Below are 25,723 nucleotides of genomic sequence, written 5' to 3' on the forward strand. Positions count from 1 at the left end.
GCAAGCCCCGTTTGTTTTATTGGCCCACGTAACTTTGCGTACCCACTCGTTCATGCATTGGCAAACTTCCCGCTTTCTGATTGACCTGAGCCGCCCCCAGGTCATGGGCATCGTCAACGTCACGCCCGATTCGTTCTCGGACGGTGGACACTTCGCCACGCATCCGTCGGCCATGGCCCATTGCGAGCAATTGCTCAAGGACGGCGCGGACATTCTGGACATAGGCGGCGAATCCACCCGTCCCGGTGCTCCCGCTGTGCCCGAGGAAGTAGAACTGGCGCGCGTGCTGCCCGTCTTGCGCCACGCGGTGACCTTGGGCGTTCCGGTCTCGGTGGACACCTACAAGCCGGCTGTGATGCGGGCCGCCCTGGAACTGGGTGCAGACATCATCAACGACATCTGGGCTTTGCGCTGGCAGGGCGACAGCAGTGGGCAGATCGGCAGTGATGTGGTGCGGAGTCATGCCACCTGTGGCGTGTGCTTGATGCACATGCACCGCGAGCCGCAGACCATGCAGACAGCCCCTATGGAAGGTGACGTGGTGCCACAGGTAACGTTCTTTTTGCAGGCGATGGGGCAGCAACTGCGGGAGCAGGGCGTGGATGCCCGACGCATCTGCCTGGACCCCGGTATCGGCTTTGGCAAGACGGTGCAGCAAAACTTTGCCTTGCTTGCGCGCCAGGCCGAACTGCTGCCTCTGGGCTACCCGGTGTTGGCAGGTTGGTCACGCAAGTCTTCCCTGGCAGCGGTGACGCAGACCGCGCCAGCGCAGGTGGCCAGCGTGGACGCGAAGGCGCGCATGGTACCCAGCGTGGTGGCGGCTTTGCTGGCAGTGCAAAACGGTGCAGCTATAGTGCGCGTGCACGATGTGGCGGAGACGGTGCAGGCTCTCAAGGTTTTGGCCGCCATGCAGGCGGCCGGTACGTAAACAACAATTCCAACAAACGCGAAAAGGACTCGGCATGGGACGTCAATATTTTGGTACGGATGGCATTCGTGGCACCGTGGGGCAAAGCCCCATTACCCCTGACTTTGTGTTGCGCCTGGCGCACGCAGTGGGCCAGGTGCTCAAGGAAAAAGAGACACGTCCCACGGTGCTGATCGGCAAGGACACGCGTATTTCTGGCTACATGCTGGAAAGCGCGCTGGAGAGCGGCTTCAACTCCGCTGGTGTGGACGTGGTGCTGCTGGGCCCCTTGCCTACACCGGGCGTGGCCTATCTGACGCGGGCGCAGCGCGCCTCGCTGGGCGTGGTCATCAGTGCCAGCCACAATCCGTTTGCCGACAACGGCATCAAATTTTTCAGTGCGCAGGGAAGCAAGCTGCCTGATGCCTGGGAGATTGCAGTGGAGGCCGCCCTGGAGCGTGCGCCGGTGTGGGCAGAGTCGGCGCAGCTGGGCAAGTCGAGGCGGCTGGATGATGCGGCCGGACGCTACATCGAGTTTTGCAAAAGCACTTTCGCTAGTGACCTGACTCTGAGGGGCTTGAAAATTGTGGTGGATGGCGCGCACGGCGCCGCCTACCAGATTGCACCCAAGGTCTTCCATGAACTGGGCGCCGAGGTAATTGCCATTGGCTGTGCGCCCGATGGCCTGAACATCAACAAGGACGTGGGTGCGACCCATCCTCAGGCTTTGGTGGCAGCGGTGAAACAGCACCAGGCAGACTTTGGCATTGCACTCGATGGAGATGCTGACCGTTTGCAACTGGTAGACAAGCAGGGGCGACTGTTCAATGGCGACGAGTTGCTGTACTTGATGGCCGATGACCGCCTGGGCCGAGGTGATGCAGTGCCCGGCGTGGTGGGCACCCTGATGACCAATATGGCGGTGGAAGTGGCGCTCAAAGCCCGCGGTGTGCAGTTTGTGCGCGCCAAAGTGGGTGACCGCTATGTGCTCGAAGAATTGGAAAAGCAGGGCTGGATTCTGGGCGGAGAGGGCTCGGGCCATTTGTTGGCGCTCGACAAACACACCACGGGTGATGGGCTGGTCTCGGCACTGCAAATTTTGCAGGCCTGTGTGCGCTCTGGCAAGTCCATGGCGCAGTTGCTGGCCGGTGTGGAACTTTTTCCGCAAACCCTGATCAATGTGCGCCTGGCTCCCGGGCAGGACTGGAAATCGAGTGCAGCCCTGCACAGTGCCACCGCCGCGGTGGAGGCTGAACTGGGCAACACCGGCCGTGTACTGATCCGTGCCAGTGGTACCGAACCTTTGGTTCGGGTGATGGTGGAGGCGCGTGATGCAGCGCAGGCCTTGCAGTCTGCGCAGCGCATAGCCGACACACTGAAAGTCTGAGCATGTCAAACACCATCTCAGATGGCATTCGCATTTGCCGTGCCGACTATGCCAACCCGCGCCACGCGACAGCCTTGGTAAGTTTGCTGGATGCCTATGCCCGTGACCCCATGGGAGGCGGTGAGGCACTGTCCGACTTTGCCAAAGCCAACGTGGTATCTGAATTGGCCAAGCTGCCGTACGCCTTTAGCCTGTTGGCGTTCGATGGCGAAGGAGATGATGCACCTGTGGGCCTGGCAAACTGCATACTGGGTTTCTCCACCTTTGCCTGCAAGCCGCTCGTGAATGTGCATGACCTCACGGTGGCTGCAGCCTCGCGTGGACGCCGCATTGGCGAGCGCCTGTTGGTCGAGGTGGAGCGTGTGGCCCGCGCACACGGCGCCTGCAAGATCACTCTGGAAGTGCTGTCCAATAATCCGGCTCTGCGCCTCTATGTGCGCAGCGGCTTTGCGCAGTACCAGCTTGACCCTGCCGCAGGGCAGGCCAGCTTCATGCAGAAGTGGCTGGACTGACCCCGGTTGCCGCGATAGCCTAGCGTTTTTTGCGTTCTATCAGCTTGGTTTGGGCGAAATCGTCCATGGGGGGCGACTGGCTGTCGCTGTGCAGCATGGACAACATATAACTTTCTCCAAAATCGCCTCGGGCGGTCACTTTGTTGAGACGGTAGGCAATGGCGGCCCAGATAATGGAGTAGGCAACAATGGCCAAAATGACCATCAGTGACCAAAAATCGAGTTGACGAAGTTGTATTCCAGGCCAATTGGTTTGGGTCATTGCAAAAGAAGCACCCAATACCAGCACAGTGGAAAATTGGGTGAATCGGGTGGCGTTTCTTGCGTGAATCTTGTTCAGACCTATCAACACCATACCTATCAGTGCAAGGCCCAGTATCAAAGCCAGCAAAATCAAACTGGCGAGGTAAATTGGTTTCATATTTTTGGAATTCCTTGGCTCTGAGAGTTGATGGCCTTACCCAAATTGTAGGGGATGGGCTGGATTTCCCTGTCGGATGTGCAGTGCACTGCACGTTGACTTGCGGATCGTCACACAAATGACTTACTGGCTGTCAACAATCAGTCATTGTTTTGCCATCGCGAGGGTTGTGGGTTCATGCCGATATCTGTGTCTCCAGTAAAAAGTGCTCCCCAAGTTGCCGTACCCGCTTTGCTGGACCGCGACCACAGCATTCTGGCGTTCAATGAACGGGTGCTGAATTGGGCAGAGCGCAGCGACGTACCCTTGCTGGAACGACTGCGCTATCTGTGCATCGTGTCATCCAACCTGGACGAATTTGTCGAAGTGCGGGCCGAGCCTCATCTGATTGCAGCTCAGGCAGGCGATAGCAAAGGTCTCTACACCGTCGATACATTCCAGCATCTCGCAACGTCCCTGCACGCTTTGGTAGCACGCCAGTACGCGCTGTACAACGACAAGTTGCTGCCCGCGTTGCAAAGGCAGCACATCCAGATCATTTCCCATGGAGAGCGCAATACTGCGCAGCGGGCATGGGTGCGCCAGTACTTCAACCGGGAGGTCAAACCGCTGTTGATTCCTGTGGGGCTGGACCCATCGCATCCCTTTCCGCAAGTTGCCAACAAGTCTCTCAACTTCATTGTCCGTCTGGGCGGCAAGGACGCTTTTGGTCGTTCCAATGAAATAGCCATCGTCAAGGTGCCACGGGTCTTGCCGCGCATGATTCGCATGCCTGCGCGGGAATCAGGTGGCAAGGTGTTGTTGGTTTCGCTGTCGAGTGTGATCCGGGCCCATTTGACCGATTTGTTTGTCGGACGCACGGTGGATCAGTTCTCACAATTCCGTGTTACCCGTCACTCCGATCTGGCGGTTGATGAGGAGGATGTGAAAAACCTGCGTACGGCCCTTCGCCAGGGACTGGTGCACCGGCACTATGGTCAGGCCGTGCGCTTGGAGGTGTCTGCAGGCTGCTCCGACTATTTGGCCAATATGCTGCTGGGCCAGTTCGAACTGCCACCAGAGTCACTCTACAGAGTGCCTGGTCCGGTCAATTTGGTACGCTTGACACAGTTGATTGATTTGGCTGACCGCGCGGACCTGTGCTTCCCGCCTTATCGGGGCTCCTACCCTCGGCAAATTCATGCCGGGCAATCCATTTTCGAGCAACTCAAAACAGCCGATATCCTGATTCATCAGCCCTTTGAGAGCTTTGATGGGGTGCTGGACTTTTTGCGCGAAGCAGTACAGGACCCCAATGTCCTGGCGATCAAGCAGACCATTTACCGTACCGGCCCGGACTCGGAACTCATGGACCTGCTGCGCGAAGCTGTCCGCCGTGGCAAGGAAGTGACCGTGGTCGTGGAGCTCAAGGCACGCTTTGATGAAGAGGCCAATATCAACTGGGCGGAGATGCTGGAGTCCATAGGCGCGCAGGTGCTTTACGGTGTCGTGGGCTTGAAGACCCACGCCAAGATGATGCTGATCACCCGGCGCGAAGGGCGCTCACTCAAACGCTATGGGCATCTGTCGACGGGCAACTACAACCCGCGCACCGCCAAGCTGTATACCGACATCAGCCAGCTCACAGCGGATGTGGCACTGACTACGGATATGGAAAATGTGTTTGTTCACCTTGCCAGCCAAAGCAAATTGCCGCCCCTGAAAAAGATCTGGCTGGCGCCTTTCTACTTGCAACGCAATCTGATAGCCAAGATGGATGCGCTGGGCAAGTCTGCAGGGCAGGGCAATGCCTGCCGCATGGTGATCAAGATGAACGCGCTGACCGACGAGGCGCTTATTGAGGGCCTGATGCGTGCGGGCATGCAAGGTGTGCAAATCGATCTGATTGTGCGCGGCGCCTGCATGCTGCCAGCACAAGTGCCGGGACAAACCGAGAACATCCGGGTGCGCTCTGTGATTGGGCGGTTTCTGGAACACTCGCGCGTTTTCTATTTTCAGGATGGTGGGCAGGAAGAGATGTACCTGTCCAGCGCGGATTGGATGAATCGCAACATGGTGCGTCGTGTGGAACTGGCTTGGCCGGTGACCGATTCAGCACAGCGCGAGCGCCTCAAGGAAGAGTGCCTGATGGTCTACTTGCATGACCAGGTTGATGCCTGGGATCTGGGTGCGGATGGTATCTATACGCGTGTCAAAGCGCCTGCGCGTAAAAAAGCGCGAGGGGCGCAAAGTGTGCTGATGGCACGCTACAGCCGCAACATTCAGGGCCAGTAAGAGCAGTCAGAGGAAAGTACCGATGGATCTTATATTGTGGCGTCACGCCGAAGCGGTTGATCTGGAATTGGTTGGTGATGACATGGCGCGCTATCTCACTCCCCGGGGTGAAAAGCAGGCGGCCCGAATGGCTGCCTGGCTGGATCGGCAAATGCCCAGCGGGGCCAAGGTTTTATCCAGCACGGCGATACGGGCAGAGCAGACCGTGCATGCCTTGGGGCGCAAAGTCAAACTTAGTCCGGCACTTGCCCCTTTGGGAACTCCAGAACAATTGCTGGAGTTGGTGCAATGGCCCGATGCCAAGGGTTGTGTACTGGTGGTAGGCCATCAGCCGACGCTAGGGCAAGTCATTGCCAAATTGCTGGGCTTGAATGCTAGCGAATGTGCGGTGAAAAAAGGCGCGGTATGGTGGCTGCGCCACCGTGAAAGGGATGGTGTTGGGCAGACCGTTTTGGTGACCGTGCAGTCTCCTGAGTTGTTGTAATCCGGCATGTAAGGGCAGCTGCCGTGAAGGCGTAGGCCCGGTACGGCCAATGCGTAAAAAAGGCAAAAAGGGATAAACTTTGCCGATGATCCCCTTGTCGCAAAGCCAAGTCGAGTGGCCACTGGTGCTGGTAGTTGACGATTCCCCGGATATCCTGGCGCTCATCCATTCCCTGTTGCGCGAGCGGTACCGAGTCAAGAGCGCCAGCAGTGGCAAGAAAGGATTGCTCATAGCTCAAAGCGAACCAGCGCCCAACCTGATCTTGCTGGATGTGATGATGCCTGGCATGGACGGGCATGAAGTTTGTAGCCTACTCAAGGAAAATCCCAGGACGCGTGACATACCGGTTATCTTCCTCACAGCCAAAGCCGATATAGAGAACGAAGAAAAAGCATTCTCACTCGGTGCAGTGGACTATGTCACCAAGCCTATAGGTGCCAGCGTACTACTGGCAAGGGTAAAGGCTCACATTGCTGCAGATGCCCAGCGCCGAAGTCTGGAGGGAATGTTCAGGGACGTTATCGAGTATGCGCCAGTCATTTTCCTGATCGCGGATGAGGACCTGAATATTGTTCAAACCAATGCCCAGGCTGAACAGCACTTTGGTTACGGACGCGAAGAGCTGCTCGGCCTCAACCTCATGGACCTGCTACCGCAAAGTGTACGGTTTATGCGTACGGAAGGTACCCTGGCGAGAGTCCAGCCTGGGGGGGCCGGGGTTGAGTTCAATCCGGAATTGGTCTGTGTTCGCAAGGACGGTTCGTCCTTTCCCGGTTCGGCCACTTTCAGTCGGCTGGATACCTTGCATGGTCTGTTGCATACGGTTGTACTGGTCAATGCCACAGACAAAAAGGAGACACTCAGGAAGCTCAGCGAGTCTCAGGAGTCTTTGCGTGAATTGGCCGCAATCAATGAGACCGCTCGTGAAAATGAAAGAAAGCACATTGCACGTGAGGTGCATGACGAATTGGGTCAGGTCATGACGGCTTTGCGTATGAGTTTGTCCTTGATGCCGATGCAGTTCGGAACCCGCATCCCAGGCTTGATCGACAGCGTGGATGCGATGAAGGCGCTGGTGGATCGAGCCATCAAGGGTGTGAGGAACATTGCCACAGTGCTGCGTCCGGAGGCCCTGAACATGGGCTTGGTGCCGGCGATTGAGTGGCTGCGTGACGAGTTCCTTCGGCACAATGAAGTACGGTGTGTTCTGGAGTGCAAAGGATCGACCGATCCCATAGACGAGATGCGCGCAATGCTGATCTATCGCATTGTGCAAGAGTCGCTTACCAACATCAGTCGCTATGCCAAAGCCAGTGAAGTCAAAATCCTCATCCACTTTACACCCAAGGAGATTGATGTGAGCATTTCGGATGACGGGTGCGGCTTTGATCCCGGTGAGGTGATGATCAGGAAAACTTTTGGTTTGCTGGGTATGCGTGAGCGGGCTCTGACTTTGGGGGGCGATTTGATGATACTGAGTCGGCCAGGGCGTGGCACAACCATTGCTGTCAAAGTGCCCCTGCATCCCCAATTGCAGGAGTGCGCGCCATGATAAGGATCGTAATCGCAGATGACCACGCAATAGTGCGTGCGGGCCTCAAGCAGATGTTTGCAATCATTCCGGAAATGGAAGTGGTTGCCGAAGCGGTAGATGGCGACAGCGTGCTGGAGGCGTTGCGACATACCCGCTGTGATGTCTTGTTGCTGGACCTCAACATGCCCAGCATAAGTGGGCCGGACTTGATTGGTCGACTCAAGGCCCATTGGCCCAGCCAGCCAATACTGGTCCTGAGCATGCACGACACCGCGCAAGTCGCTTCCCGCGCTTTGAAGGCGGGAGCAGATGGCTATGTCACCAAAGACAGCGAGCCAGAAGTCTTGCTGGCTGCCATCCGCAAGGTGGCCTCCGGTGGACGCTTTATCTCCAGCGAGGTTGCACAAAGAATGGCCTTGCTGGCGACGGTCAGTGGAGACCGATTGCCCCACAATGCGCTGTCAGCGCGTGAATTTGACGTTTTCAAATGTTTGGTAAAGGGCCTGGGCGTCAATGACATTGCGGATCAATTGAACATCAGCAACAAGACTGTCAGTACGCACAAGGCGCGTTTATTGGAAAAAATGCAAATGTCCAGTATTGCTGAATTGACACGCTATGCGATGGACAACCAACTCATGGATTGAAGTCCCGGAACCGTTGTGAATGCATGTAGGGATTTTCTGATTGAGATCGGGAATGCCCTATCTTCAAATCAGCTCCGCCCGATACCATTTAGTGCTGCGCAGCAACATCATGGGGGTATGAGTCTTAAACGTCCAAGCAGTCAGATCATTAATGCGTTGCGCGCACGAACAGCTGATTTTTTCACCATTGAGGTGTCGCGCGCTCCTGTTAAGTCCCCTCCGAAGGACGAGAAGCCTTTGCGCAGAAACTTGAATCGCCCCGAGGCTCCAGAAGCAGAATTAAACGCAGGGATGTGTGTGGGCCTGTGGGAACTGATGGTCCGCGGCTACCCTGACATCGAGCCGGCAGGCTAAAGTCGTCCAGACTCGGCGGGAAAACTCCCAGTCAGAAACCCTTGAGTTCCAGCTTCCACGCTGTTTTTTCCCAAGCCAGTACTTCCTCGCGCAATAGATGAGCCGACTGCGGGAAGGCCTCTGCCCAATCGCTGCGACAAGTCAAACGCATGGACTTTCCCACAGTATCCATGCGCTTGAGGGTCATCCCCCCCAGGTCGGGATCACGCCGGGCATGGCACAAAATGACAGCCAGCCGCAAAGACAGCAATTGCTGAACCAAGTCTTCATCATTCAAGGCTGCATCCAGTTTGCGCAGCTTACCCCTGTGCCCAAGCACAAGCAGGCTCAATCGGTGCATCTCCGACAATGAAAAACCCATGGCATCCGCATTGTCCAAAATGTAGGCGCCGTGCTTGTGGTAATCGCTGTGGGATATGTGAGCGCCTATTTCGTGCAATTCGGCCGCCCAATGCAGCTTGCGCAACATGCGATCGTTATTGATGTCATCCAGATCCCGGTTTCGGGTGGTGAGCTGACCAAACAATGTGCTAGCCACCTTTCCAACGCGCTGCCCATGTAGCGTGTCCACACCAAATTTCAATGCCAATCGGTTCACACTGCGCACACGCAAATCACCAATGTGGCTGGTGGCGCCCATCAGGTCACAAATCAGTCCGTGGCGAAGCCCACCCGCAGCCATTTCCATGCTGCTGATGCCCAGCAGCTTGAAAACAGCTCGCATCACACTGACTCCGCCACCAATAATGGTCTTGCGGTCTTCCCGCATGCCAAGCAGCTTCAAGCGATCGGCGCTCTGGGATGAAATGAGCTTGTCCAGTATCCAGTCCAGACCATCCTGTGTGATGTGCCCGCCCGGCCAACCGGCAGCCACCAGCACGTCGCCGATGGCGCTGACAGTGCCGGCGGAACCGTAGGCCCGATCCCATTGGTCGGGGTTGTAGGCATCAAATGCCTCATCCAGTACGGCAGTGGCGGCTACCTCCGCTATTTCAAATGCCTTGCGGGTGAACTGTCCATCCGCAAAAAAACGCTGTGACCAGCCAATGCTTCCTACCCGAAAGGACTCCATTACCTTGGGAGTGCGCCCCTGACCCAAAATGAGCTCGGTGGAACGACCGCCAATATCAATCACCAGGCGGCGCTCCTCGTTGGCTGGCAACATCTGCGCCACACCCTGGTATATCAGGCGCGCCTCCTCCCGGCCAGAAATGACATTGATCGGGAACCCCAGCATCTGGTTGGCACGTTGCAGGAATTCCTCGCGGTTGCGCGCTTCACGCAAGGTCTGGGTGGCGACTGCACACACTTCATGGGGCTGAAAACCCGCCAAACGCTCCCCGAAGCGCGCCAGACAGTCCCAGCCCGCTTGCATGGCCTGTACGTTCAAATTTCGATTTTCATCAAGTCCGCCGCCTTGGCGAACAGTTTCCTTCAGATATTCAGTACGGCGAAATTCGCCATGGTCTATCCGCCCGATTTCCAGGCGAAAACTATTGGAGCCCAAATCCACGGCGGCGAGGCGATTTCCAGATTGCATGAGGGGGTGCTCTAAGACTAGGTTGGTGCGCTAGGGGAGCATATCACCCGTCCAAAGCACATAGCGCCCCCCGTCCAAACGTGGGGCGCCTGCAGGAACTTATTTCTTGGAAGGGGGGATCAACACTGTGTCGATGATGTGCACCACGCCATTGGTTGCGATTGCATCCGATGTGGTGACGGCTGCACTTTCGACGGTGACGAAGTCGCCTGCTCTGGAGAGTTCCAGATCAGCGCCGTTCAGGCTTTTGACCTTGGAGTTCTTCACATCTGCCGCCAGGGTTTTGCCCGCCACCACATGGTAGGTCAGTACTTCTTTGAGTCTTTCCGGGTGCTTTCCAAGGTCTTCCATGGTTTTGGCAGGCACAGCCTTGAAGGCGTCGTTGCTGGGTGCAAATACTGTGAACGGGCCAGTGCCTTTGAGTGTCTCGTTCAGACCGCTGCTCCCCAGCAAGCCGCTCAGGGTGCTGAGGGTCGGTGTCTTCGCGATCGTATCTGCCACGCTGACGGGTGCAGGCACGCTGGCGCAAGCGGTCATCAGGGCGGCAAAGCCGATCGTGGCGCAGGACAAAAGGGTACGACGGGATGGGTTCAGGGCTGGGATCTGCATCGAAATTACTCCGGTTGAAAGCCCTGAGCGTAGAAAGGGTGTGTGACAGAGTTGTGACAATTCTCCGAATCGCCTGTGACAAGTTGGCCGAATAGCGGGTGAATGGATAATGGATTGAATGTCATACGAGTGTCACAAAATATTCTTAGAGTTCAGGGGTTCCGTAAACACCAACCCGAGGGTTATTCATGAAAACGTCGTTCACTTACTCGCTGCTGGCACTTGCCGCCTCTGCCACTTTCAGCTTTTCTGCTGGCGTTAGCGCGCAGGAAATCACCGGTGCGGGTGCCAGCTTTCCCGCGCCCATCTATGCCAAGTGGGCTTCTGACTACAACAAGGCCACGGGCGTTCGGGTGAATTACCAGTCCATCGGCTCCGGTGGCGGTATCAAGCAAATCGACTCGAAGACCGTCGACTTTGGTGCATCCGATATGCCCCAAACGGACGAAGTTTTGAAGTCCAAGGGCCAGGTGCAGTTCCCCACCGTCATTGGCGGCGTGGTGCCGGTGATCAACGTCAAGGGCATTGAGCCCGGACAACTCAAGCTGACCGGTCAGGTTTTGGGCGACATTTTCCTGGGCAAGATTGCCAAGTGGAATGATCCTGCCATCAAGGCCCTGAACCCCACGCTGGCATTGCCCGATACGGCCATTGCGCCGGTGCGCCGCGCGGACGGCTCCGGCACCACCTTCATCTTCACCAACTACCTGAGCAAGGTGAATCCCGAGTGGAAGTCCAAAGTGGGCGAGGGCACGGCTGTGAACTGGCCGGTGGGCGCCGGTGGAAAGGGTAACGAAGGCGTGTCCGCCTTTGTGAACCGCCTGCCCAACTCGATTGGCTATGTGGAATATTCCTACGTCAAGCAAAACAAGATGAACTACGCCATCCTGCAAAACGCAGCCGGCGTGTTTGTCAAGCCCGAAGACGACGCCTTCAAGGCAGCCGCCGCCGGTGCCGACTGGAACAAGTCCTTCTTCCAGATCCTCACCAACTCCACGGGCAAGGAAGCCTGGCCCATCAGCGGCGCCACTTTCATCCTGATGCACGCCAAGCAGGACAAGCCCGCCAACGGTACCGAAGTGCTGAAGTTCTTCAACTGGGCCTTCGCCAACGGTGGCAAGGCTGCGACCGATCTGGACTACGTGCCCCTGCCCGCACCCGTGATTGCCATGATCCAGAAGTCCTGGGGCGAGATCAAGGACACCTCCGGCAAGACCATTGCCAGCAAGTAATTAGCACGAAGTAGAAGAGATTCCCCATGTCATCCATTCTTGCGCATGGGGAATCCCCCGGCCCACTCACAGTCAACGACAAGGCACGCGCCATGACCACACCTCCGCCCGTCCAGAGGGCGCGTTCCGGCCCTATGGCTGACCGTATTTTTGGCTATGTGGCCAAGGGTGCGGCGGTTTTCACGCTGGGCCTGTTGCTGGCGATTCTGACCTCGCTGACCATCAGCGCATGGCCGGCCATTGCCAAGTACGGCCTGGGCTTTCTGACTAACAGCGCCTGGGACCCGGTGCAGGAAGAGTTTGGCGGCCTGGTGATGATTTACGGCACACTGGCCACCTCGGTGATTGCGCTGCTGATTGCCGTTCCGGTAAGCTTCGGCATTGCGCTCTTTCTGACCGAACTGTCGCCCTCTTGGCTCAAGCGCCCGCTGGGCACGGCTATTGAATTGCTGGCGGCCATTCCCTCTATCGTGTATGGCATGTGGGGCCTCTTGGTGTTTGGCCCGGTGTTGGCTACGTATGTGCAGCAGCCCCTGCAGGCGGCCTTTACCGGCGTACCCTATCTGGGTGCCTTTGTATCGGGCCCACCTGTGGGTATCGGCATTTTGTCGGCCGGCATCATCTTGGCCATCATGATCATTCCGTTTATTTCGGCGGTGATGCGCGACGTGTTTGAAGTCACACCGCCCATGCTCAAGGAGTCCGCCTACGGCCTGGGCGCCACCACCTGGGAAGTGGTTTCCAAAATTGTGCTGCCTTTCACCAAGACCGGTGTCATTGGCGGCATCATGCTCGGCCTGGGCCGCGCCATTGGCGAGACCATGGCGGTGACCTTTGTGATTGGCAACTTCAACCAGCTCGATTCACTCAGCCTGTTCCAGGCTGCCAACAGCATCACCTCGGCCCTGGCCAATGAGTTTGCCGAAGCCGGTGAGGGCCTGCACCAGGCCGCACTGATGTACCTGGGCTTGGTGTTGTTCTTTATTACCTTTGTGATTCTGTCGCTGTCCAAGTTGTTGCTGGCACAGCTGCGCAAGGGCGAAGGAGCCAAGACATGATGAGCCCTGAAGTGCAAGCCGCGCGTGCGGCCATGTTTGCCAGCCGCAAACGTGTGAACGTGTTTGCCACCACCCTGGCGCTGGCGGCCATGACTTTTGGTCTGTTCTGGCTGACCTGGATTTTGTGGGAAACCATCATCCTGGGTATCGACGGGCTGACCATGGCCACTCTCACCCAGATGACCCCCGGCCCCAACGAAGACGGCGGCCTGGCCAATGCCATCTACGGCTCGCTGTTGATGGTGCTGCTGGCCACGTTTGTGGGCACCCCGGTGGGGGTGATGGCCGGTATTTACCTGGCCGAGTTCGAGCCCAAGGGCTGGCTGGCCAGTACCACGCGCTTTGTCAACGACATCCTGCTCTCGGCCCCCTCCATTGTCATTGGCCTGTTTGTTTATGCGGTGGTGGTCAGCCCCATGCGCTCCTTCTCGGCCATTGCCGGTGTGGTGGCGCTGGCACTGATCGTGATTCCGGTGGTGATTCGCACCACCGAGAACATGCTTCAGCTGGTGCCCGCAGGCCTGCGCGAAGCGGCCTACGCCCTGGGTGCGCCCAAGTGGAAGGTGATTCTGAGCATCACCCTCAAGGCCGCCCGCACCGGCGTGATCACCGGCATTCTGCTGGCTGTGGCACGCATCTCGGGTGAGACCGCACCGCTGCTGTTTACCGCGCTCTCCAACCAGTTCTGGACCTCCAGCCTGGGCCAGCCCATGGCCAGCTTGCCGGTGACGATTTTCAAGTTCGCCATGAGCCCCTATGAAAACTGGCAGAAGCTGGCGTGGGCCGGCGTGTTCCTGATCACCATGGCGGTGCTCGCCCTCAACATCGTGGCCCGGGTGCTGACCCGCGCTAAAAGCTGACCCTCATTTAGAAGAGACACTCCCATGCCCGTCACGCCCACTACACCCGAAAAAACCAAGATTTCCGTCAAGGACCTGAACTTTTTCTACGGCAAGTTCCATGCCCTCAAGGGCATCAACATGGAAATCCCGGAGAACAAGGTCACCGCCTTCATCGGCCCGTCCGGTTGCGGCAAGTCCACCCTGCTGCGCATCTTCAACCGCATGTTTGAGCTCTACCCGGAGCAGCGCGCCGAAGGCCAGATCCTGCTCGATGGCGAGAACCTGCTCACCAGCAAGGAAGACGTGGCCCTGCTGCGCGCCAAGGTCGGCATGGTGTTCCAGAAGCCCACGCCGTTTCCCATGTCCATCTACGACAACATCGCCTTTGGTGTGAAGCTGTTCGAAAAGCTCAACGCCACCGACATGGAAGAGCGTGTGGAGTGGGCGCTGCGCAAGTCGGCCCTGTGGGGCGAGGTCAAGGACAAGCTGCACCAAAGCGGCAGCAGCCTGTCTGGTGGCCAGCAGCAGCGCCTGTGCATTGCGCGCGGCATTGCCATCAAACCCGAGGTGTTGCTGCTCGATGAGCCCTGCTCGGCGCTCGACCCGATCTCGACGGCCAAGGTGGAAGAGCTGATTGTGGAACTCAAGGAAGACTACACGGTGGTCATCGTGACCCACAACATGCAGCAAGCCGCACGCTGCAGCGACTACACAGCGTATATGTACCTGGGCGATTTGATGGAATTCGGCTCCACCGAGCAAATGTTCTTCAAACCCAGCCGCAAGGAAACTGAAGACTACATCACCGGCCGATTCGGCTGATCATTGCCTGAACCGAGGAAGCACCATGCCAGATAAACACTTGTCTACCCAGTTCGACAGCGAACTGACCTCCGTCTCCAGCCAGGTCATGGAAATGGGCGGTTTGGTCGAATCCCAAATCCGCCAGGCCATCTACTCGCTGGCGCAATTCAGCTTGGAGGCCACCGAGCAGGTGTCTGCCAACGAGTCGCGCGTCAATGCCATGGAAATCGAGATTGACCATGCGCTCTCCAGCATCATCGCCCGGCGCCAGCCCACGGCGCGCGACCTGCGCCTGCTGATTGCCATCTCCAAGACCACCGCCAACCTGGAGCGCGTGGGTGACGAGGCTGAAAAGATTGCCCGTATGGTGCGCTCCATCATCCAGAGCGGCGCACCGCGCTCTCTGCCTTCGCTGGAGCTGCGCGTGGCCGCCGACCTGGCCTCTGGCCTGCTCAACAAGGCACTGGATGCATTTGCCCGTCTCGATGTCAACGCAGCCGTAGCCATCCTCAAAGAGGACGACCTGATCGACCAGGAGTTTGACGGCTTTGTACGCAAGCTGGTGACCTACATGATGGAAGACCCGCGCACCATTTCCCCCAGCTTGGACTTGCTGTTTCTGGCCAAGGCGATTGAGCGCATCGGCGACCATTCAAAGAACATCGCCGAGTTCATCATCTATGTGGTCAAGGGCGAAGACGTGCGCCATTCCACCATGGAAAAAATCGAGTCTGTGGTGCGATGAGAAACATGCCTGCCGTGCTGGTGGTGGAGGACGAACCGTCCATTGCCGAACTGATTGCGGTAAACCTGCGGCACAACGGCTTTCGCACCACCTGGGCCATAGATAGCGCCAGTGCACAACGCGAAATTGACGCCGCCGTGCCTGACCTGATTTTGCTGGACTGGATGCTGCCGGGCGAGAGCGGGTTGGTACTGGCCAAGCGCTGGCGCGCCCATCCGCGTACCAAGGAAGTGCCCATCATCATGCTGACTGCGCGTGGCGACGAAGCCGACCGCGTGGCCGGCCTGGATGCGGGTGCGGACGACTACATTGCCAAACCATTTTCCACCCGGGAACTGCTGGCACGGGTTCGCGCAGTTTTGCGTCGCAAGGCACCTGAGCAAGTGGGCGAAGCCATTCATATTTCGGGCTTGAAGCTGGACCCCGCGACCTACCGCGTGACCTTTGAGGAGCAGCCACTCAAGCTTGGGCCCACCGAGTTCAAGCTGCTGCAGTTCTTCATGAACAGTGCTGAGCGGGTACACAGCCGCGCGCAGTTGCTGGACAAGGTTTGGGGTGACCATGTGTACATTGAAGAGCGCACAGTGGATGTACACGTCAAACGTTTGCGGGAAGCTTTGGGCGCCGCGGGCACCATGGTGGAGACCGTGCGTGGCGCGGGCTACCGATTGACCGCCAAGCCTGAGGTACCACTTGCAACTTTGGAAAAAGCCAGCCGTTAAGGCATTACATTAGCCCATGTTTTGGCGCATTTTCTTGTTTCTGCTGTGCCAGATAGTGCCAGCGCTTGCTGTTTGGTTTTTCTACACAGGTCACGACCAGTACACAGTCACGTTGCTGGCGGCCCTGGCCGGTTGCTACGTATGGCTGGCGCTGGATGGATGGCGTGGTTGGCGGCTTCTGCGTTGGTTGCGCTCGGGAGACACCTCGCAGATTCCTCTGGGCAGCGGATTTTGGGGTGAGGTATTCGACCGGGCCCGCAAGCTGGTGCGTAGCCGGGACCGCGTGCTGGCCGAAAGCGACAACCGACTGCAAGAGTTTCTGGCCGCACTGCAGGCTTCACCCAATGGCGTCGTGCTGCTCGACCGGGACGGCCGCATTGAATGGTTCAACCAGATGGCGGCTGGTCATTTCGGTCTGGACGAGCGTCGTGACATGTTGCAACACTTGGGCAATCTTGTTCGTGACCCAGGCTTTGCAGCGTATTTCTCAACCAGGGACTTTCGCAGAGACGTTGTGATGCCAGGGCGCAACAGCTCCAGCTCCAAGCCGGTCAGGTTGTCGGTGCACATGCACCCCTACGGCGAAGGACGCAGCCTGTTGCTGTCGCATGACATCACGGCACTGGACCAGGCCGAGGCCATGCGACGCGACTTTGTGGCCAATGTGTCGCATGAAATCCGCACACCGCTCACTGTGTTGGCCGGGTTTGTGGAAACTCTGCAGTCCTTGCCTTTGAAGGCTGAAGATCGTAATCGCTACCTTGACTTGATGTCCCAACAGGCCCAGCGCATGCAAACCCTGGTGAGTGACTTGCTGACCTTGTCACGCCTGGAGGGTAGTCCATTGCCACCATCACAGGAGTGGCATCCGGTAGCTGCGCTGATGGCGCAATGTGAACAGGACGCCCATGACCTGTCAGCCTTGCTGTGGGGTGGAACCCAGACACTATCCTTCGAAACGCATGGGGTGGCGGAGCTCGCTGGTTCGGCTTCCGAGTTGCTCAGCGCCATGTTCAATTTGATTGGCAATGCGATTCGCTATTCGCCAGCAGACAAGGCGATCGTGGTTCGCTGGACCAGCACGCCCGATGGTGGCGCCATCTTCAGTGTCAAAGACCAGGGCCAGGGTATTGCGCCCGAGCACATTCCGCGGCTGACCGAACGCTTCTATCGCGTGGACCGCAGCCGCTCGCGCGAGACGGGCGGGACAGGCTTGGGCCTGGCGATTGTGAAACATGTCTCGCAGCGCCACGGTGCCGAACTTTCCATTGAGAGTGCGCCGGGCAAGGGCTCGTGCTTTTCCATCAGCTTTCCGCCCCAGCGCGTGCACCAGCAGACCACCTTGCCGACCGCTACAGAGAGGCTGATTGACGCCTGAAGATCAGTACGCTTTCGTTGCCTTCGGCTGGATGATGCAGGTGGGCCAGCAAGCTCCATTGAGCGGCATCCACCTGGTTCGGAGCGGACATGTCTTCACCCGGTTCTGCAATGAGCCAAGGGCATGTGGCCCGTGCTTGCATGGGTTTGAGCTCCAGTTTGCCGTAGATCTGGAATGCGGCTGCTTTTGCCGGGCTGAGTCCCAGCGTTTCCACACAACCGGCAGGCTGCATGCGTTCCAGCGTATGGGCCACCAGAGCGTTGTAGCTTTGTGTGTAGTTCAGCAGCGGCAACCACAGGGTCATCAGCAGCATCCAGCACAGCGTGGCGCCACCGGCGGGCAGCACCAGACTTTTCCAAATGGCGGCGCGGTGGCGGCCCACCCGCCATTGCACCAGCCACGCCCAGACCAGCGTAGCAACGATGGCCACCACGAATGCCAGCGTAGAAAAAAGCGGAACAAAGCCAGGTGCCAGGCGTTCCACATTGGCTGCGGGCTGGCTGGGGTAGCCGGTTTGCATGGCAATCCAAACCACCCAGATCGTAAGGCCACAGCCGGAAAAAAAGATCAGGGTGAACCAGTCAATCAATGCGGCCACTTGCCGCTTGAGCGTTGGCAGTGCAAATGCGGCCAAGGATGCCATGGCGGGCAATGCCAGCAAAAGTGAGCGGTCGGGGGAATTGCTGGTCAGCATGGAGCCCAGGGTCACAAGTACGAACCACACCGGCAAGGCCAGGTGGCGGCTGATATGCTGACTAAACAACTGACGCCGCCAGCGCCATGTTGTCCATAGAGCCAAGGGCCAGGCAGGCCAGGTAAACCAGACAAGTAGCTGCATGATGCCGTTCAACTCGGACCAAGTGGCTTTGGGAATTTCTACCTTCCAGCGCCACAGGTCCAGGCGCGCGCACAGCCAGGCACACGCCATTGCGCTGCCCAAAAGCAAGGCAACTGTCAGGGTCTTGTGTGGGTCCTTCTCTTCGGTTTCTGCATCGCTATTGCGCTCCAGGAGGTGGATCAGCATGCCGCCGGCAAGGTACAGCAAGGCGACTGTTGGCGCACCGCTCAGGCTCAGGCCCAGTAGTCCCAGGCAGGCGCACGCCATGGACGCAAGGGGACGGTAGTGCAGGGTGGCCAGCGCAAAAAACAGCAGGGCAGAGAATCCGAGCTGCGCCAGTTCCGGAGTGGTTTCATGCCCGATTTGTGCCAACCCCAGGCAGGCGATCAGGGCCAGCAGGGCACCATCGGCCATGGCGCGGGCATAGTCCTTTGGGAGGGCCTCGCCGCCAAAAGCAAAGGTCACTGGCTGTGCCCGCGGGCTTCTGGCCAAGTAATAGCACCCATACCAAGTCGCAGCCAGTCCCAGCGCCAGCAGCAGCGCAAAGGGCAGGCGTACCCAGAAATCAGGTGCGATCCAGGGTGGACACCATTGCATTGCCCAGGCACCCAGCCAGTAGGGCAACAGCGAAGGGTTGTCAGGCGTCAAACCGGTCAAAGTGGGATGCAGCCATGCTGCCGATCCTTGTGCCAACTCTGCCATGAAACCCAGGGCCGCTATGTCTGCACTCTTCCAGGCATCACGCCCGATAAAACCCGTTAACACATAGGCCAAGCAGAGTAGCAACAGTGCACCCCGCGGCAGGCGTCTGGCAGCTGCTTGGGCAACGATGGCGGGGTTGGGTTGGTTCACGCGGTGTGCATTATTTGAGAGTGACAGAAAAAAAGCAGCGCGGAAATCCGGGCTGCTTTTTTCAAGGGGCTCAGGCCAAAACCTGACTCCGCATTACTTCGCTGCGGTCTTGCCGAAACGGTTGCGGAACTTCTCAACACGGCCACCCATGTTGTCCACGGATTTCTGTGTGCCGGTGTAGAAAGGATGGGACTCGCTGGTTGTATCCAGCTTGTACAAAGGCAGCTCGCGTCCGTCTTCCATCTTGATCATTTCCTTGGTGTTGGCGCAGGAACGTGTCACAAACTTGAAGTTGTTGGACATGTCCTGGAAGCAAACTTCGCGGTAATTGGGGTGAATGCCGTCTTTCATATTTCTCTCCATCAGTTGCGCCAGCCGCCCCGACCTATTCCGGGGTACTTATCGCGTAAAGCCTCAGATTATAACCTACTGCCCACACGCCACTTGGCCGAAGCCCCTTGAGCGCCGCCCCAAGGCGCGAGGGCCCCCTTTTGCGGCAGCGACCCACACGCAGTGGGGGAGCGTGGGGGCACTATTTCTAGCCGCCTCTTCGCATCATGTCGAAGAACTCGGAGTTGGTCTTGGTGGCGCGCATCTGCTTGAGCACCATCTCCATCGCCTCCACCTCGTCCATGTTGTACAGGAACTGGCGCAGGATGCGGGTCTTTTGCAGGATCTCGGGTTGCAGCAGCAACTCTTCGCGGCGTGTGCCGCTGCGGTTGAGCTGGATGGAGGGGAACACGCGCTTTTCATATAGGCGGCGGTCCAGGTGGATTTCGGAGTTGCCGGTGCCCTTGAACTCTTCAAAAATCACTTCGTCCATGCGGCTGCCGGTGTCCACCAGGGCGGTAGCGATGATGGTCAGCGAGCCGCCTTCTTCCACATTGCGCGCGGCACCCAGGAAACGCTTGGGCCGCTGCAGGGCGTTGGAGTCCACACCACCGGTGAGCACCTTGCCGGAAGAGGGCACCACGTTGTTGTAAGCGCGGGCCAGGCGGGTAATCGAGTCCAGCAGGATGACCACATCTTTCTTCAACTCGACCAAGCGCTTGGCGCGCTCGATCACCATTTCGGCCACGTGCACGTGGCGCGCGGCGGGCTCATCAAAGGTAGACGCAATCACCTCGCCCTTGACCGTGCGCTGCATCTCGGTCACTTCTTCCGGACGCTCGTCAATCAGCAAGACCATCAGGTAGCTGTCGGGGTAGTTGGCCGAGATGGCGTGCGCAATGTGCTGCATCATCACCGTCTTGCCGCTCTTGGGCTGGGCCACGATCAGGGCGCGCTGGCCTTTGCCGATGGGGGCGATGATGTCGATCACACGGCCAGTGATGTTTTCTTCGCCCTTGATGTCCTGCTCCAGGCGCATCTGCGACTTGGGGAACAGCGGCGTCAAGTTTTCGAACATCACCTTGTGTTTGTTGCTCTCGGGCAGGTCGCCGTTGACCTTGTCGAGCTTGTTCAGGGCAAAGTAGCGCTCACCATCCTTGGGTGTGCGCACTTCGCCTTCAATCATGTCACCAGTGTGCAGATTGAAGCGGCGCACCTGGCTGGGGCTGATGTAGATGTCGTCGGTGCTGGCCGTATAGCTGGTATCGGGGCTGCGCAGAAAGCCGAAGCCGTCGGGCAGGATTTCCAGCACGCCGTCGGCAATGATCTGCTCACCTGTGCGGGCCCGCTTCTTGATGATGGCGAACATCAGCTCTTGCTTGCGCATGCGGCCGGTGTTTTCGATCTCAAGCTCTTCAGCCTGCTTCAGGACTTCGGACACGTGCAGTGCCTTGAGTTCGTTTAAATGCATGGATTGGGTCCCGTAGGAGGTTTGCCGAAAGGTCGGAGGAAAACCGGAAAAATTCGAAATTCAGGGGGAATAAGGGGAGAGGCAAGATGGATGACTGCGCCTCGGTGTTCAGCATCCGGGTGGGATGCTTGTCCTTCAAAGGATTCTGTGAACGGGTTTGATTATGACAGGAAAAAACGGCCGTGCTGCAGTGTCACGGCCGCGGGTTTCAACATGCAGCCGATCAGGCCAGTTGCTGGTCGATGAAGGCGGTCAGCTGGGCCTTGCTCATAGCGCCCACTTTGGTGGCGGCCAGTTGGCCGTCCTTGAACAGCATCAACGTGGGAATGCCGCGGATGCCAAACTTGGCGGGGATATCGCGGTTCTCGTCCACATTCATCTTGGCGATCTGCAACTTGCCTGCGTAGCTGGTGGACACCTCGTCCAGAATGGGCGCAATCATCTTGCAGGGGCCGCACCACTCGGCCCAGTAATCCACCAAGGTGGGTTGGGTGGCTTGCAAAACGTCAGCTTCAAAGCTGGCGTCGGTAACGTGTTTGATGAGATCGCTGGCCATAATGCTTTCCTTTTGGAGTTTCAGATACCGCTGAAGTTGCGGCATTGTGACAGAAACCAAGCCCACGAAGACCAGCCCTTCCCCTATGGACGGCATAGCAAAAATTGTTGTGGTCATGGCTGGCACAGATTGCCGCTGAATTATGTGCTCCACTCCATGGCTGCTTTGCTGATTGAATTGAATACTCCATGAAACACTCCCTTCCTGTTGCCGTCGTTGGTGCCGGTCCTGCTGGCCTGATGGCCGCCCAGATATTGACGGATGCAGGCTTGGCCGTGCACGTGTTTGATGCCATGCCGTCCATTGGCCGCAAGTTCCTCCTGGCTGGCAAGGGTGGCCTGAACCTTACCCACTCCGAGGGCGCCGACACCTTTGCCGGGCGCTATGGTGCGCGCCGCAGCGCGATTGAGCGCGTGCTCAAGGATTTCGATGCCACAACCCTGCGCGAATGGGCGCAAAGCTTGGGCATTGAAACCTTCGTCGGCTCCTCGGGCCGCGTCTTCCCCAAGGACATGAAGGCCGCGCCGCTGTTGCGCGCCTGGTTGCACCATCTGCGCCATCCGGCACAGGGCCAGGGCGTGCAGTTTCACATGCGCCATCGCTGGACGGGGTGGGCTGCAGACAACAGCCTGCAGTTTGAAACGGAGCAGGGGCCGCATGCATTCCAGGCCGCTGCGGTGGTGCTGGCACTGGGGGGGGGCAGTTGGGCACGGCTGGGCTCCAACGGCGCCTGGGTACCTCTGCTGGCGCAAAAGGGCGTGGCCGTCGCGCCGCTCCTGCCGTCCAATTGCGGTTTTGATGCCCAGGGCGGCTGGAGCGAGTATTTCCGCAGCCGCTTTGCCGGGCAGCCCTTCAAATCTGTCGCCATTTCCATGGTCCTGCCAGACGGGCAACTGTGGCGTCGCAAAGGTGAGTTTGTGGCAACGGCCTCGGGCGTGGAAGGCAGCCTGGTCTACGCCGCCTCGGCCCATTTGCGTGACGAGATCATTCGCAACGGCAGTGCCAGCTTTGCCTTGGACCTGCTACCCGACATGACGGCCGAACAGGTGTTGCGAGAGGTCAGCCACCCCCGTGGCTCGCGCTCGCTGTCCAGCCACCTCAAGAGCCGCCTGAACCTGGACGGCATCAAGGCTGCCCTCTTGCATGAACTGCTCGACAAGCCGGCCATCAATGACCCGGCCCAACTCGCAGGCGCCATCAAGGCTTTGCCCATCACGCTACAGGCGGCACGCCCGATCGACGAAGCCATCAGCAGCGCTGGCGGCGTGTTGTTCGAGGTGCTGACCGAGGGTTTGATGCTGGAGCAGTTGCCCGGTGTGTTCTGTGCTGGCGAAATGCTGGATTGGGAAGCGCCCACGGGGGGCTATTTGCTGCATGCTTGCCTGGCTACCGGGCGCATAGCAGGGCAGGGCTTGCTCCACTGGCTGGAGCACGCGCCCTAGAGGCTCATTGAGCGACTGCCAGTCGCTCTTGCGTCTGTCGCAGAAGGTCGCGCAAGTCTTCCGCCTTGAATGGTTTGGACAGGAAGCCGTCCATACCCGCGTCGTCACAGGCCTGGCGGTCGCTGGGCATGGCATTGGCCGTCATGGCCACAATCTGAAGGCGCGCCAGTTTGTGCGCCGCCTCATGGGAGCGGATGGCACGGGTGGCCTCCAGTCCATCCATCACCGGCATCTGCATGTCCATCAGTACCAAATCAAATGGATGCTGCATGGCGAGGTGCAGGCCTTCCTCACCGTTGTGCGCCAGGGTTACCCGGTGACCTGCACGCTCGATCAGGCTGAGTGCAAGCTTTTGGTTGATAGGGTGGTCTTCCACCAGAAGCACGTGCAAACCATGCGCTTGGGTCGATGCATCGGTTCCGTGTGGAGCAAGCGCAGAGGCCTGCGCCGGTGCCTCCAGTACCAAAGTGTTCAGTGGCCTACCAGGTTTGAATGGCAAGGTGAATTCAAAGGTGCTGCCTTTGCCCACGGCAGAGACCAGTTGAATCTTGCCGCCCATCAAATGCACCAGCGTGGAGGAAATGGTCAGACCCAAGCCGGTGCCGCCGTAGTTCCGGGTGGTGGAGTTGTCGGCTTGCGTGAAGGCTTCAAAGACGCTGCCTTGCTTGTCCTCAGGGATGCCTATGCCCGTGTCACTGATCCAGAAGCGAAAGCTGTGCGGAGTCTCGGCCCTGCATTCCCAGCCCACCGTAATGCCACCCCGGGACGTGAACTTGATGGCGTTGCCAATCAGGTTGTTCAAGACCTGGCGCAAGCGGTTTGGGTCGCCCACCAGATGGGTGTCCAGCGTGCCCGATGCCATGCTCTCGATCTTCAGGCCCTTGCCTTCGGCGCGTGCGCGCAGGGGCGCCAGGCAGTGCCTGAGCAGCTGCTCCAGGTCGAACTCAATGGCTTCCAGCTCTACCTTGCCGGCCTCGATTTTGGAGAAATCCAGTATCTCGTTGATGATGCCCAGCAGCGCGTTGGCAGAGGTCTTTACCGCCATCAACAGTTCACGTTGCTCGGCATCGAGCCGGGTGTCCAGCACCAGATCGGTCATGCCCATGATGCCATTCATGGGCGTGCGAATCTCGTGGCTCATGGTTGCCAGAAAATCACTCTTGGCGTGGTTGGACTGCTCTGCCTGCTCTTTTGCCTGCACCAGGTCCTGCACCCGTTGTTTGATGGTTCTGGACATGGCGTTGAAGGCTGCACCCAGCTGGCCGAGTTCGTCATCGCCTTCGTTGACCGGCGCCGGGCTCAGGTTGCCCGCGGTCACCTCCCGGCTGGCGCGTGTCAGATCCACCAAATGGCGAGTCAGCCAAAGGCCCAGGACCATCAACAACAGAGCCGACATGGCCAGCTCACCTGCTGCAATCAGGGCACCCTGGGTCAACAGAGCCTTGCGTGCGGCCAGGATGTGCGACAGGTCCAGACCCATGTACATGGTTCCCAGCCGCTGGCCAAACATCAGGATGGGTGTTTGCACATGGTGCACGGGGATGCCTGCAGCAAGGGACAGGTCAATGCCTGAGTCTGGCTTTGGCAGGGGCTGGTCTTTGGGCCAACCGCTGCTGGCCACGCGGTTGTTCTGGGTATCCACCACCACCAGATAGCTCACGCCTTTCTGGCTCAGGCTTTCATCCAGCACCGATTGCACGGTGGCATAGTCGCGTTGCGCCATGGGAGCAATGGTGGCTGCCGTCAGAACCGGCGTGATCTGTCGGGCGTGCTGCTCCACTTGTTCCACCAGATAGCTGTTCATCAAACGCAAGCTGTTGCTCACCAGCAGCGTCAGCATGACGGCCTCAACCACCACCGCAGCCAGCAGGAAGCGGGCGCGAACAGAGCGCATGGGCAGGCTGAAGCTAACCAACTTCATTGCAGTGAGGTGCGCACTTCCCGGGCGTAGGGCTCCATCGCTTCGAGTTCCTTGGGTTTGAGCTTGCGGTAGCCCTCCAGCTTGAATTTTTCGAAATACGACTTACCCTCAGCGCTGAGCGCAAAGGTCTGCAGTGCGGCGTCTATCTGCTCCCTGCGCGCGGCCTGGCGCTTGTTGAGCATGTAAACCCGGCCGGCCAAGGGGTCGCTGATCACCAGAAAGCGCATCTGGGCCTGCAATTCCCGGCTCAGGCTCTGGTAGTTTGCCAAGGAGGTAAATCCCGCTACCGCCTCGCCCGAGAGCACCAGGCGCGCCACACTGTCGGACGCACTGACGTAGCGCAGAGTGTCGGGGTTGCCGTTTTGCTTCATCCAGTGCTGGCCCCAAAGGGTTACCAGCGAAGTGGGGGACAAGCCTAGCACCGGCTTGCCAACCAGGTCTTTGGCAGTCTTGAACTTGCTGTTGCCTGCCACCAGTGCAACAGCACGGAAATCGGCGCTGTAGGTCAGCAGCGGCACATAGTCGGCATCGGTTTGCGCCAGGCGCGCCTGGTGTCCGGTGGTGACGGCAATGTCGTATTCCTGGTGGAGCATGCGCCTGGCAAACTCGGTGAAGTCAGGGGCCGTGACGACTTCGACCGGAACACCCAAGGCTTTTTCAAGGTGCGCACGCAGTGGTTGGTACATCTCCAGAATGACACGGGCGCTAGTGTGCGGCGCAATGCCGAGGCGAAACACCGCAGGTGTTTGGGCCAGCGCCGTGAGGCTGCAGACAGACAGGGCCAGGCCAAGGAGTGCTCTACGGGTCGGAGTGGAAATTCGCATGGGGCCCCTTGATTTTTCGAACCCCGATTATCCGGCTGC

25 protein-coding genes are annotated in these 25,723 nt (G+C 58.6%); 16 read left to right on the forward strand and 9 right to left on the reverse strand.

What is annotated here, in order from left to right; genetic code table 11:
* The first annotated feature begins 52 nt into the window (after positions 1-52).
* The 3 genes from folP to DIC66_RS10740 are packed head-to-tail and all read left to right on the forward strand — an operon-like array spanning position 53 to position 2,806.
* On the forward strand, positions 53-928 hold the full coding sequence (folP, locus tag DIC66_RS10730; protein WP_117176943.1) for a dihydropteroate synthase: 876 nt from the start codon (positions 53-55) through the stop codon (positions 926-928).
* Between the two features lie 34 nt (positions 929-962).
* The gene (glmM, locus tag DIC66_RS10735) at positions 963-2,294 is read left to right on the forward strand and encodes a phosphoglucosamine mutase (RefSeq protein ID WP_117176945.1); all 1,332 of its coding nucleotides are present in this window, start codon (positions 963-965) and stop codon (positions 2,292-2,294) included.
* A 2-nt stretch (positions 2,295-2,296) separates the two neighbouring features.
* On the forward strand, positions 2,297-2,806 hold the full coding sequence (locus DIC66_RS10740) for a GNAT family N-acetyltransferase (protein WP_117176964.1): 510 nt from the start codon (positions 2,297-2,299) through the stop codon (positions 2,804-2,806).
* 19 nt (positions 2,807-2,825) lie between these two features.
* Here the strand turns inward: DIC66_RS10740 and DIC66_RS10745 are convergent, their stop codons facing one another.
* Positions 2,826-3,227 (reverse strand): hypothetical protein, encoded by a 402-nt coding sequence (locus DIC66_RS10745; protein WP_117176966.1) that lies wholly within the window; start codon positions 3,225-3,227, stop codon positions 2,826-2,828.
* Positions 3,228-3,404: 177 nt separating this feature from the next.
* Between DIC66_RS10745 and ppk1 the strand changes: the two genes are divergently transcribed.
* The 5 genes from ppk1 to DIC66_RS23100 all read left to right on the forward strand — a co-directional run bounded on the left by ppk1 (position 3,405) and on the right by DIC66_RS23100 (position 8,520).
* Positions 3,405-5,501, forward strand: a complete 2,097-nt coding sequence (gene ppk1, locus DIC66_RS10750) for a polyphosphate kinase 1 (protein WP_117176968.1) — start codon at positions 3,405-3,407, stop codon at positions 5,499-5,501.
* Positions 5,502-5,523: 22 nt separating this feature from the next.
* Positions 5,524-5,985 (forward strand): SixA phosphatase family protein, encoded by a 462-nt coding sequence (locus DIC66_RS10755; RefSeq protein ID WP_117176970.1) that lies wholly within the window; start codon positions 5,524-5,526, stop codon positions 5,983-5,985.
* Positions 5,986-6,070: 85 nt separating this feature from the next.
* A complete protein-coding gene (locus DIC66_RS10760) occupies positions 6,071-7,537 on the forward strand; it encodes a response regulator (RefSeq protein ID WP_117176972.1) in 1,467 nt (488 codons plus the stop codon).
* On the forward strand, positions 7,534-8,166 hold the full coding sequence (locus DIC66_RS10765) for a response regulator (RefSeq protein ID WP_117176974.1): 633 nt from the start codon (positions 7,534-7,536) through the stop codon (positions 8,164-8,166). Before DIC66_RS10760 ends, DIC66_RS10765 begins: the two co-directional genes overlap by 4 nt.
* Positions 8,167-8,283: 117 nt before the next feature.
* On the forward strand, positions 8,284-8,520 hold the full coding sequence (locus DIC66_RS23100) for a hypothetical protein (protein ID WP_158558889.1): 237 nt from the start codon (positions 8,284-8,286) through the stop codon (positions 8,518-8,520).
* Positions 8,521-8,551: 31 nt separating this feature from the next.
* Here the strand turns inward: DIC66_RS23100 and DIC66_RS10770 are convergent, their stop codons facing one another.
* Both DIC66_RS10770 and DIC66_RS10775 read right to left on the reverse strand, forming a co-directional pair.
* On the reverse strand, positions 8,552-10,060 hold the full coding sequence (locus DIC66_RS10770; protein ID WP_117176976.1) for a Ppx/GppA phosphatase family protein: 1,509 nt from the start codon (positions 10,058-10,060) through the stop codon (positions 8,552-8,554).
* A 99-nt stretch (positions 10,061-10,159) separates the two neighbouring features.
* Positions 10,160-10,669, reverse strand: coding sequence for a fasciclin domain-containing protein (locus DIC66_RS10775; protein WP_117176978.1), 510 nt, complete (start codon positions 10,667-10,669; stop codon positions 10,160-10,162).
* 188 nt (positions 10,670-10,857) lie between these two features.
* Between DIC66_RS10775 and pstS the strand changes: the two genes are divergently transcribed.
* The 7 genes from pstS to phoR are packed head-to-tail and all read left to right on the forward strand — an operon-like array spanning position 10,858 to position 17,450.
* A complete protein-coding gene (gene pstS / locus DIC66_RS10780; protein WP_117176980.1) occupies positions 10,858-11,901 on the forward strand; it encodes a phosphate ABC transporter substrate-binding protein PstS in 1,044 nt (347 codons plus the stop codon).
* 26 nt (positions 11,902-11,927) lie between these two features.
* Positions 11,928-12,959 carry a phosphate ABC transporter permease subunit PstC gene (gene pstC, locus DIC66_RS10785; protein ID WP_117176982.1) on the forward strand — a complete coding sequence of 344 codons (1,032 nt, stop codon included), beginning with the start codon at positions 11,928-11,930 and terminating at the stop codon, positions 12,957-12,959.
* Complete coding sequence (gene pstA, locus DIC66_RS10790; protein ID WP_117176984.1) at positions 12,959-13,819, forward strand: phosphate ABC transporter permease PstA; 861 nt, start codon at positions 12,959-12,961, stop codon at positions 13,817-13,819. Before pstC ends, pstA begins: the two co-directional genes overlap by 1 nt.
* 24 nt (positions 13,820-13,843) lie before the next feature.
* The gene (pstB, locus tag DIC66_RS10795) at positions 13,844-14,623 is read left to right on the forward strand and encodes a phosphate ABC transporter ATP-binding protein PstB (RefSeq protein WP_117176986.1); all 780 of its coding nucleotides are present in this window, start codon (positions 13,844-13,846) and stop codon (positions 14,621-14,623) included.
* 25 nt (positions 14,624-14,648) lie between these two features.
* On the forward strand, positions 14,649-15,350 hold the full coding sequence (gene phoU / locus DIC66_RS10800; RefSeq protein ID WP_117176988.1) for a phosphate signaling complex protein PhoU: 702 nt from the start codon (positions 14,649-14,651) through the stop codon (positions 15,348-15,350).
* Entirely contained in the window at positions 15,347-16,072 is a 726-nt protein-coding gene (gene phoB / locus DIC66_RS10805) for a phosphate regulon transcriptional regulator PhoB (RefSeq protein ID WP_117176990.1), read from the forward strand. The genes phoU and phoB overlap by 4 nt, the downstream gene beginning before the upstream one ends.
* A 16-nt stretch (positions 16,073-16,088) precedes the next feature.
* The gene (gene phoR / locus DIC66_RS10810) at positions 16,089-17,450 is read left to right on the forward strand and encodes a phosphate regulon sensor histidine kinase PhoR (RefSeq protein WP_117176991.1); all 1,362 of its coding nucleotides are present in this window, start codon (positions 16,089-16,091) and stop codon (positions 17,448-17,450) included.
* On the opposite strand, the gene DIC66_RS10815 is transcribed toward phoR, so the two are convergent.
* The 4 genes from DIC66_RS10815 to trxA form a co-directional block, all read right to left on the reverse strand.
* Positions 17,425-19,140, reverse strand: a complete 1,716-nt coding sequence (locus tag DIC66_RS10815; protein WP_117176993.1) for a hypothetical protein — start codon at positions 19,138-19,140, stop codon at positions 17,425-17,427. The genes phoR and DIC66_RS10815 overlap by 26 nt on opposite strands.
* Positions 19,141-19,233: 93 nt before the next feature.
* On the reverse strand, positions 19,234-19,491 hold the full coding sequence (locus DIC66_RS10820; protein ID WP_117176995.1) for a type B 50S ribosomal protein L31: 258 nt from the start codon (positions 19,489-19,491) through the stop codon (positions 19,234-19,236).
* Between the two features lie 187 nt (positions 19,492-19,678).
* Positions 19,679-20,941: a transcription termination factor Rho gene (gene rho, locus DIC66_RS10830; protein ID WP_117176997.1), complete on the reverse strand. Its 1,263-nt coding sequence runs from the start codon at positions 20,939-20,941 to the stop codon at positions 19,679-19,681.
* A gap of 223 nt (positions 20,942-21,164) precedes the next feature.
* Positions 21,165-21,497, reverse strand: coding sequence for a thioredoxin TrxA (gene trxA, locus DIC66_RS10835; protein ID WP_117176999.1), 333 nt, complete (start codon positions 21,495-21,497; stop codon positions 21,165-21,167).
* Between the two features lie 188 nt (positions 21,498-21,685).
* Between trxA and DIC66_RS10840 the strand changes: the two genes are divergently transcribed.
* Positions 21,686-22,939: a TIGR03862 family flavoprotein gene (locus tag DIC66_RS10840; protein WP_117177001.1), complete on the forward strand. Its 1,254-nt coding sequence runs from the start codon at positions 21,686-21,688 to the stop codon at positions 22,937-22,939.
* Positions 22,940-22,943: 4 nt separating this feature from the next.
* On the opposite strand, the gene DIC66_RS10845 is transcribed toward DIC66_RS10840, so the two are convergent.
* Together DIC66_RS10845 and DIC66_RS10850 are read right to left on the reverse strand one after the other, a co-directional pair.
* Positions 22,944-24,860: an ATP-binding protein gene (locus tag DIC66_RS10845; RefSeq protein WP_117177003.1), complete on the reverse strand. Its 1,917-nt coding sequence runs from the start codon at positions 24,858-24,860 to the stop codon at positions 22,944-22,946.
* A complete protein-coding gene (locus DIC66_RS10850; RefSeq protein ID WP_117177005.1) occupies positions 24,857-25,684 on the reverse strand; it encodes a phosphate/phosphite/phosphonate ABC transporter substrate-binding protein in 828 nt (275 codons plus the stop codon). The genes DIC66_RS10845 and DIC66_RS10850 overlap by 4 nt, the downstream gene beginning before the upstream one ends.
* Positions 25,685-25,723: the final 39 nt, after the last annotated feature.

The sequence above is a fragment of the Rhodoferax lacus genome (assembly GCF_003415675.1).
Classification (GTDB): Bacteria; Pseudomonadota; Gammaproteobacteria; order Burkholderiales; family Burkholderiaceae_C; genus Allorhodoferax; species Allorhodoferax lacus.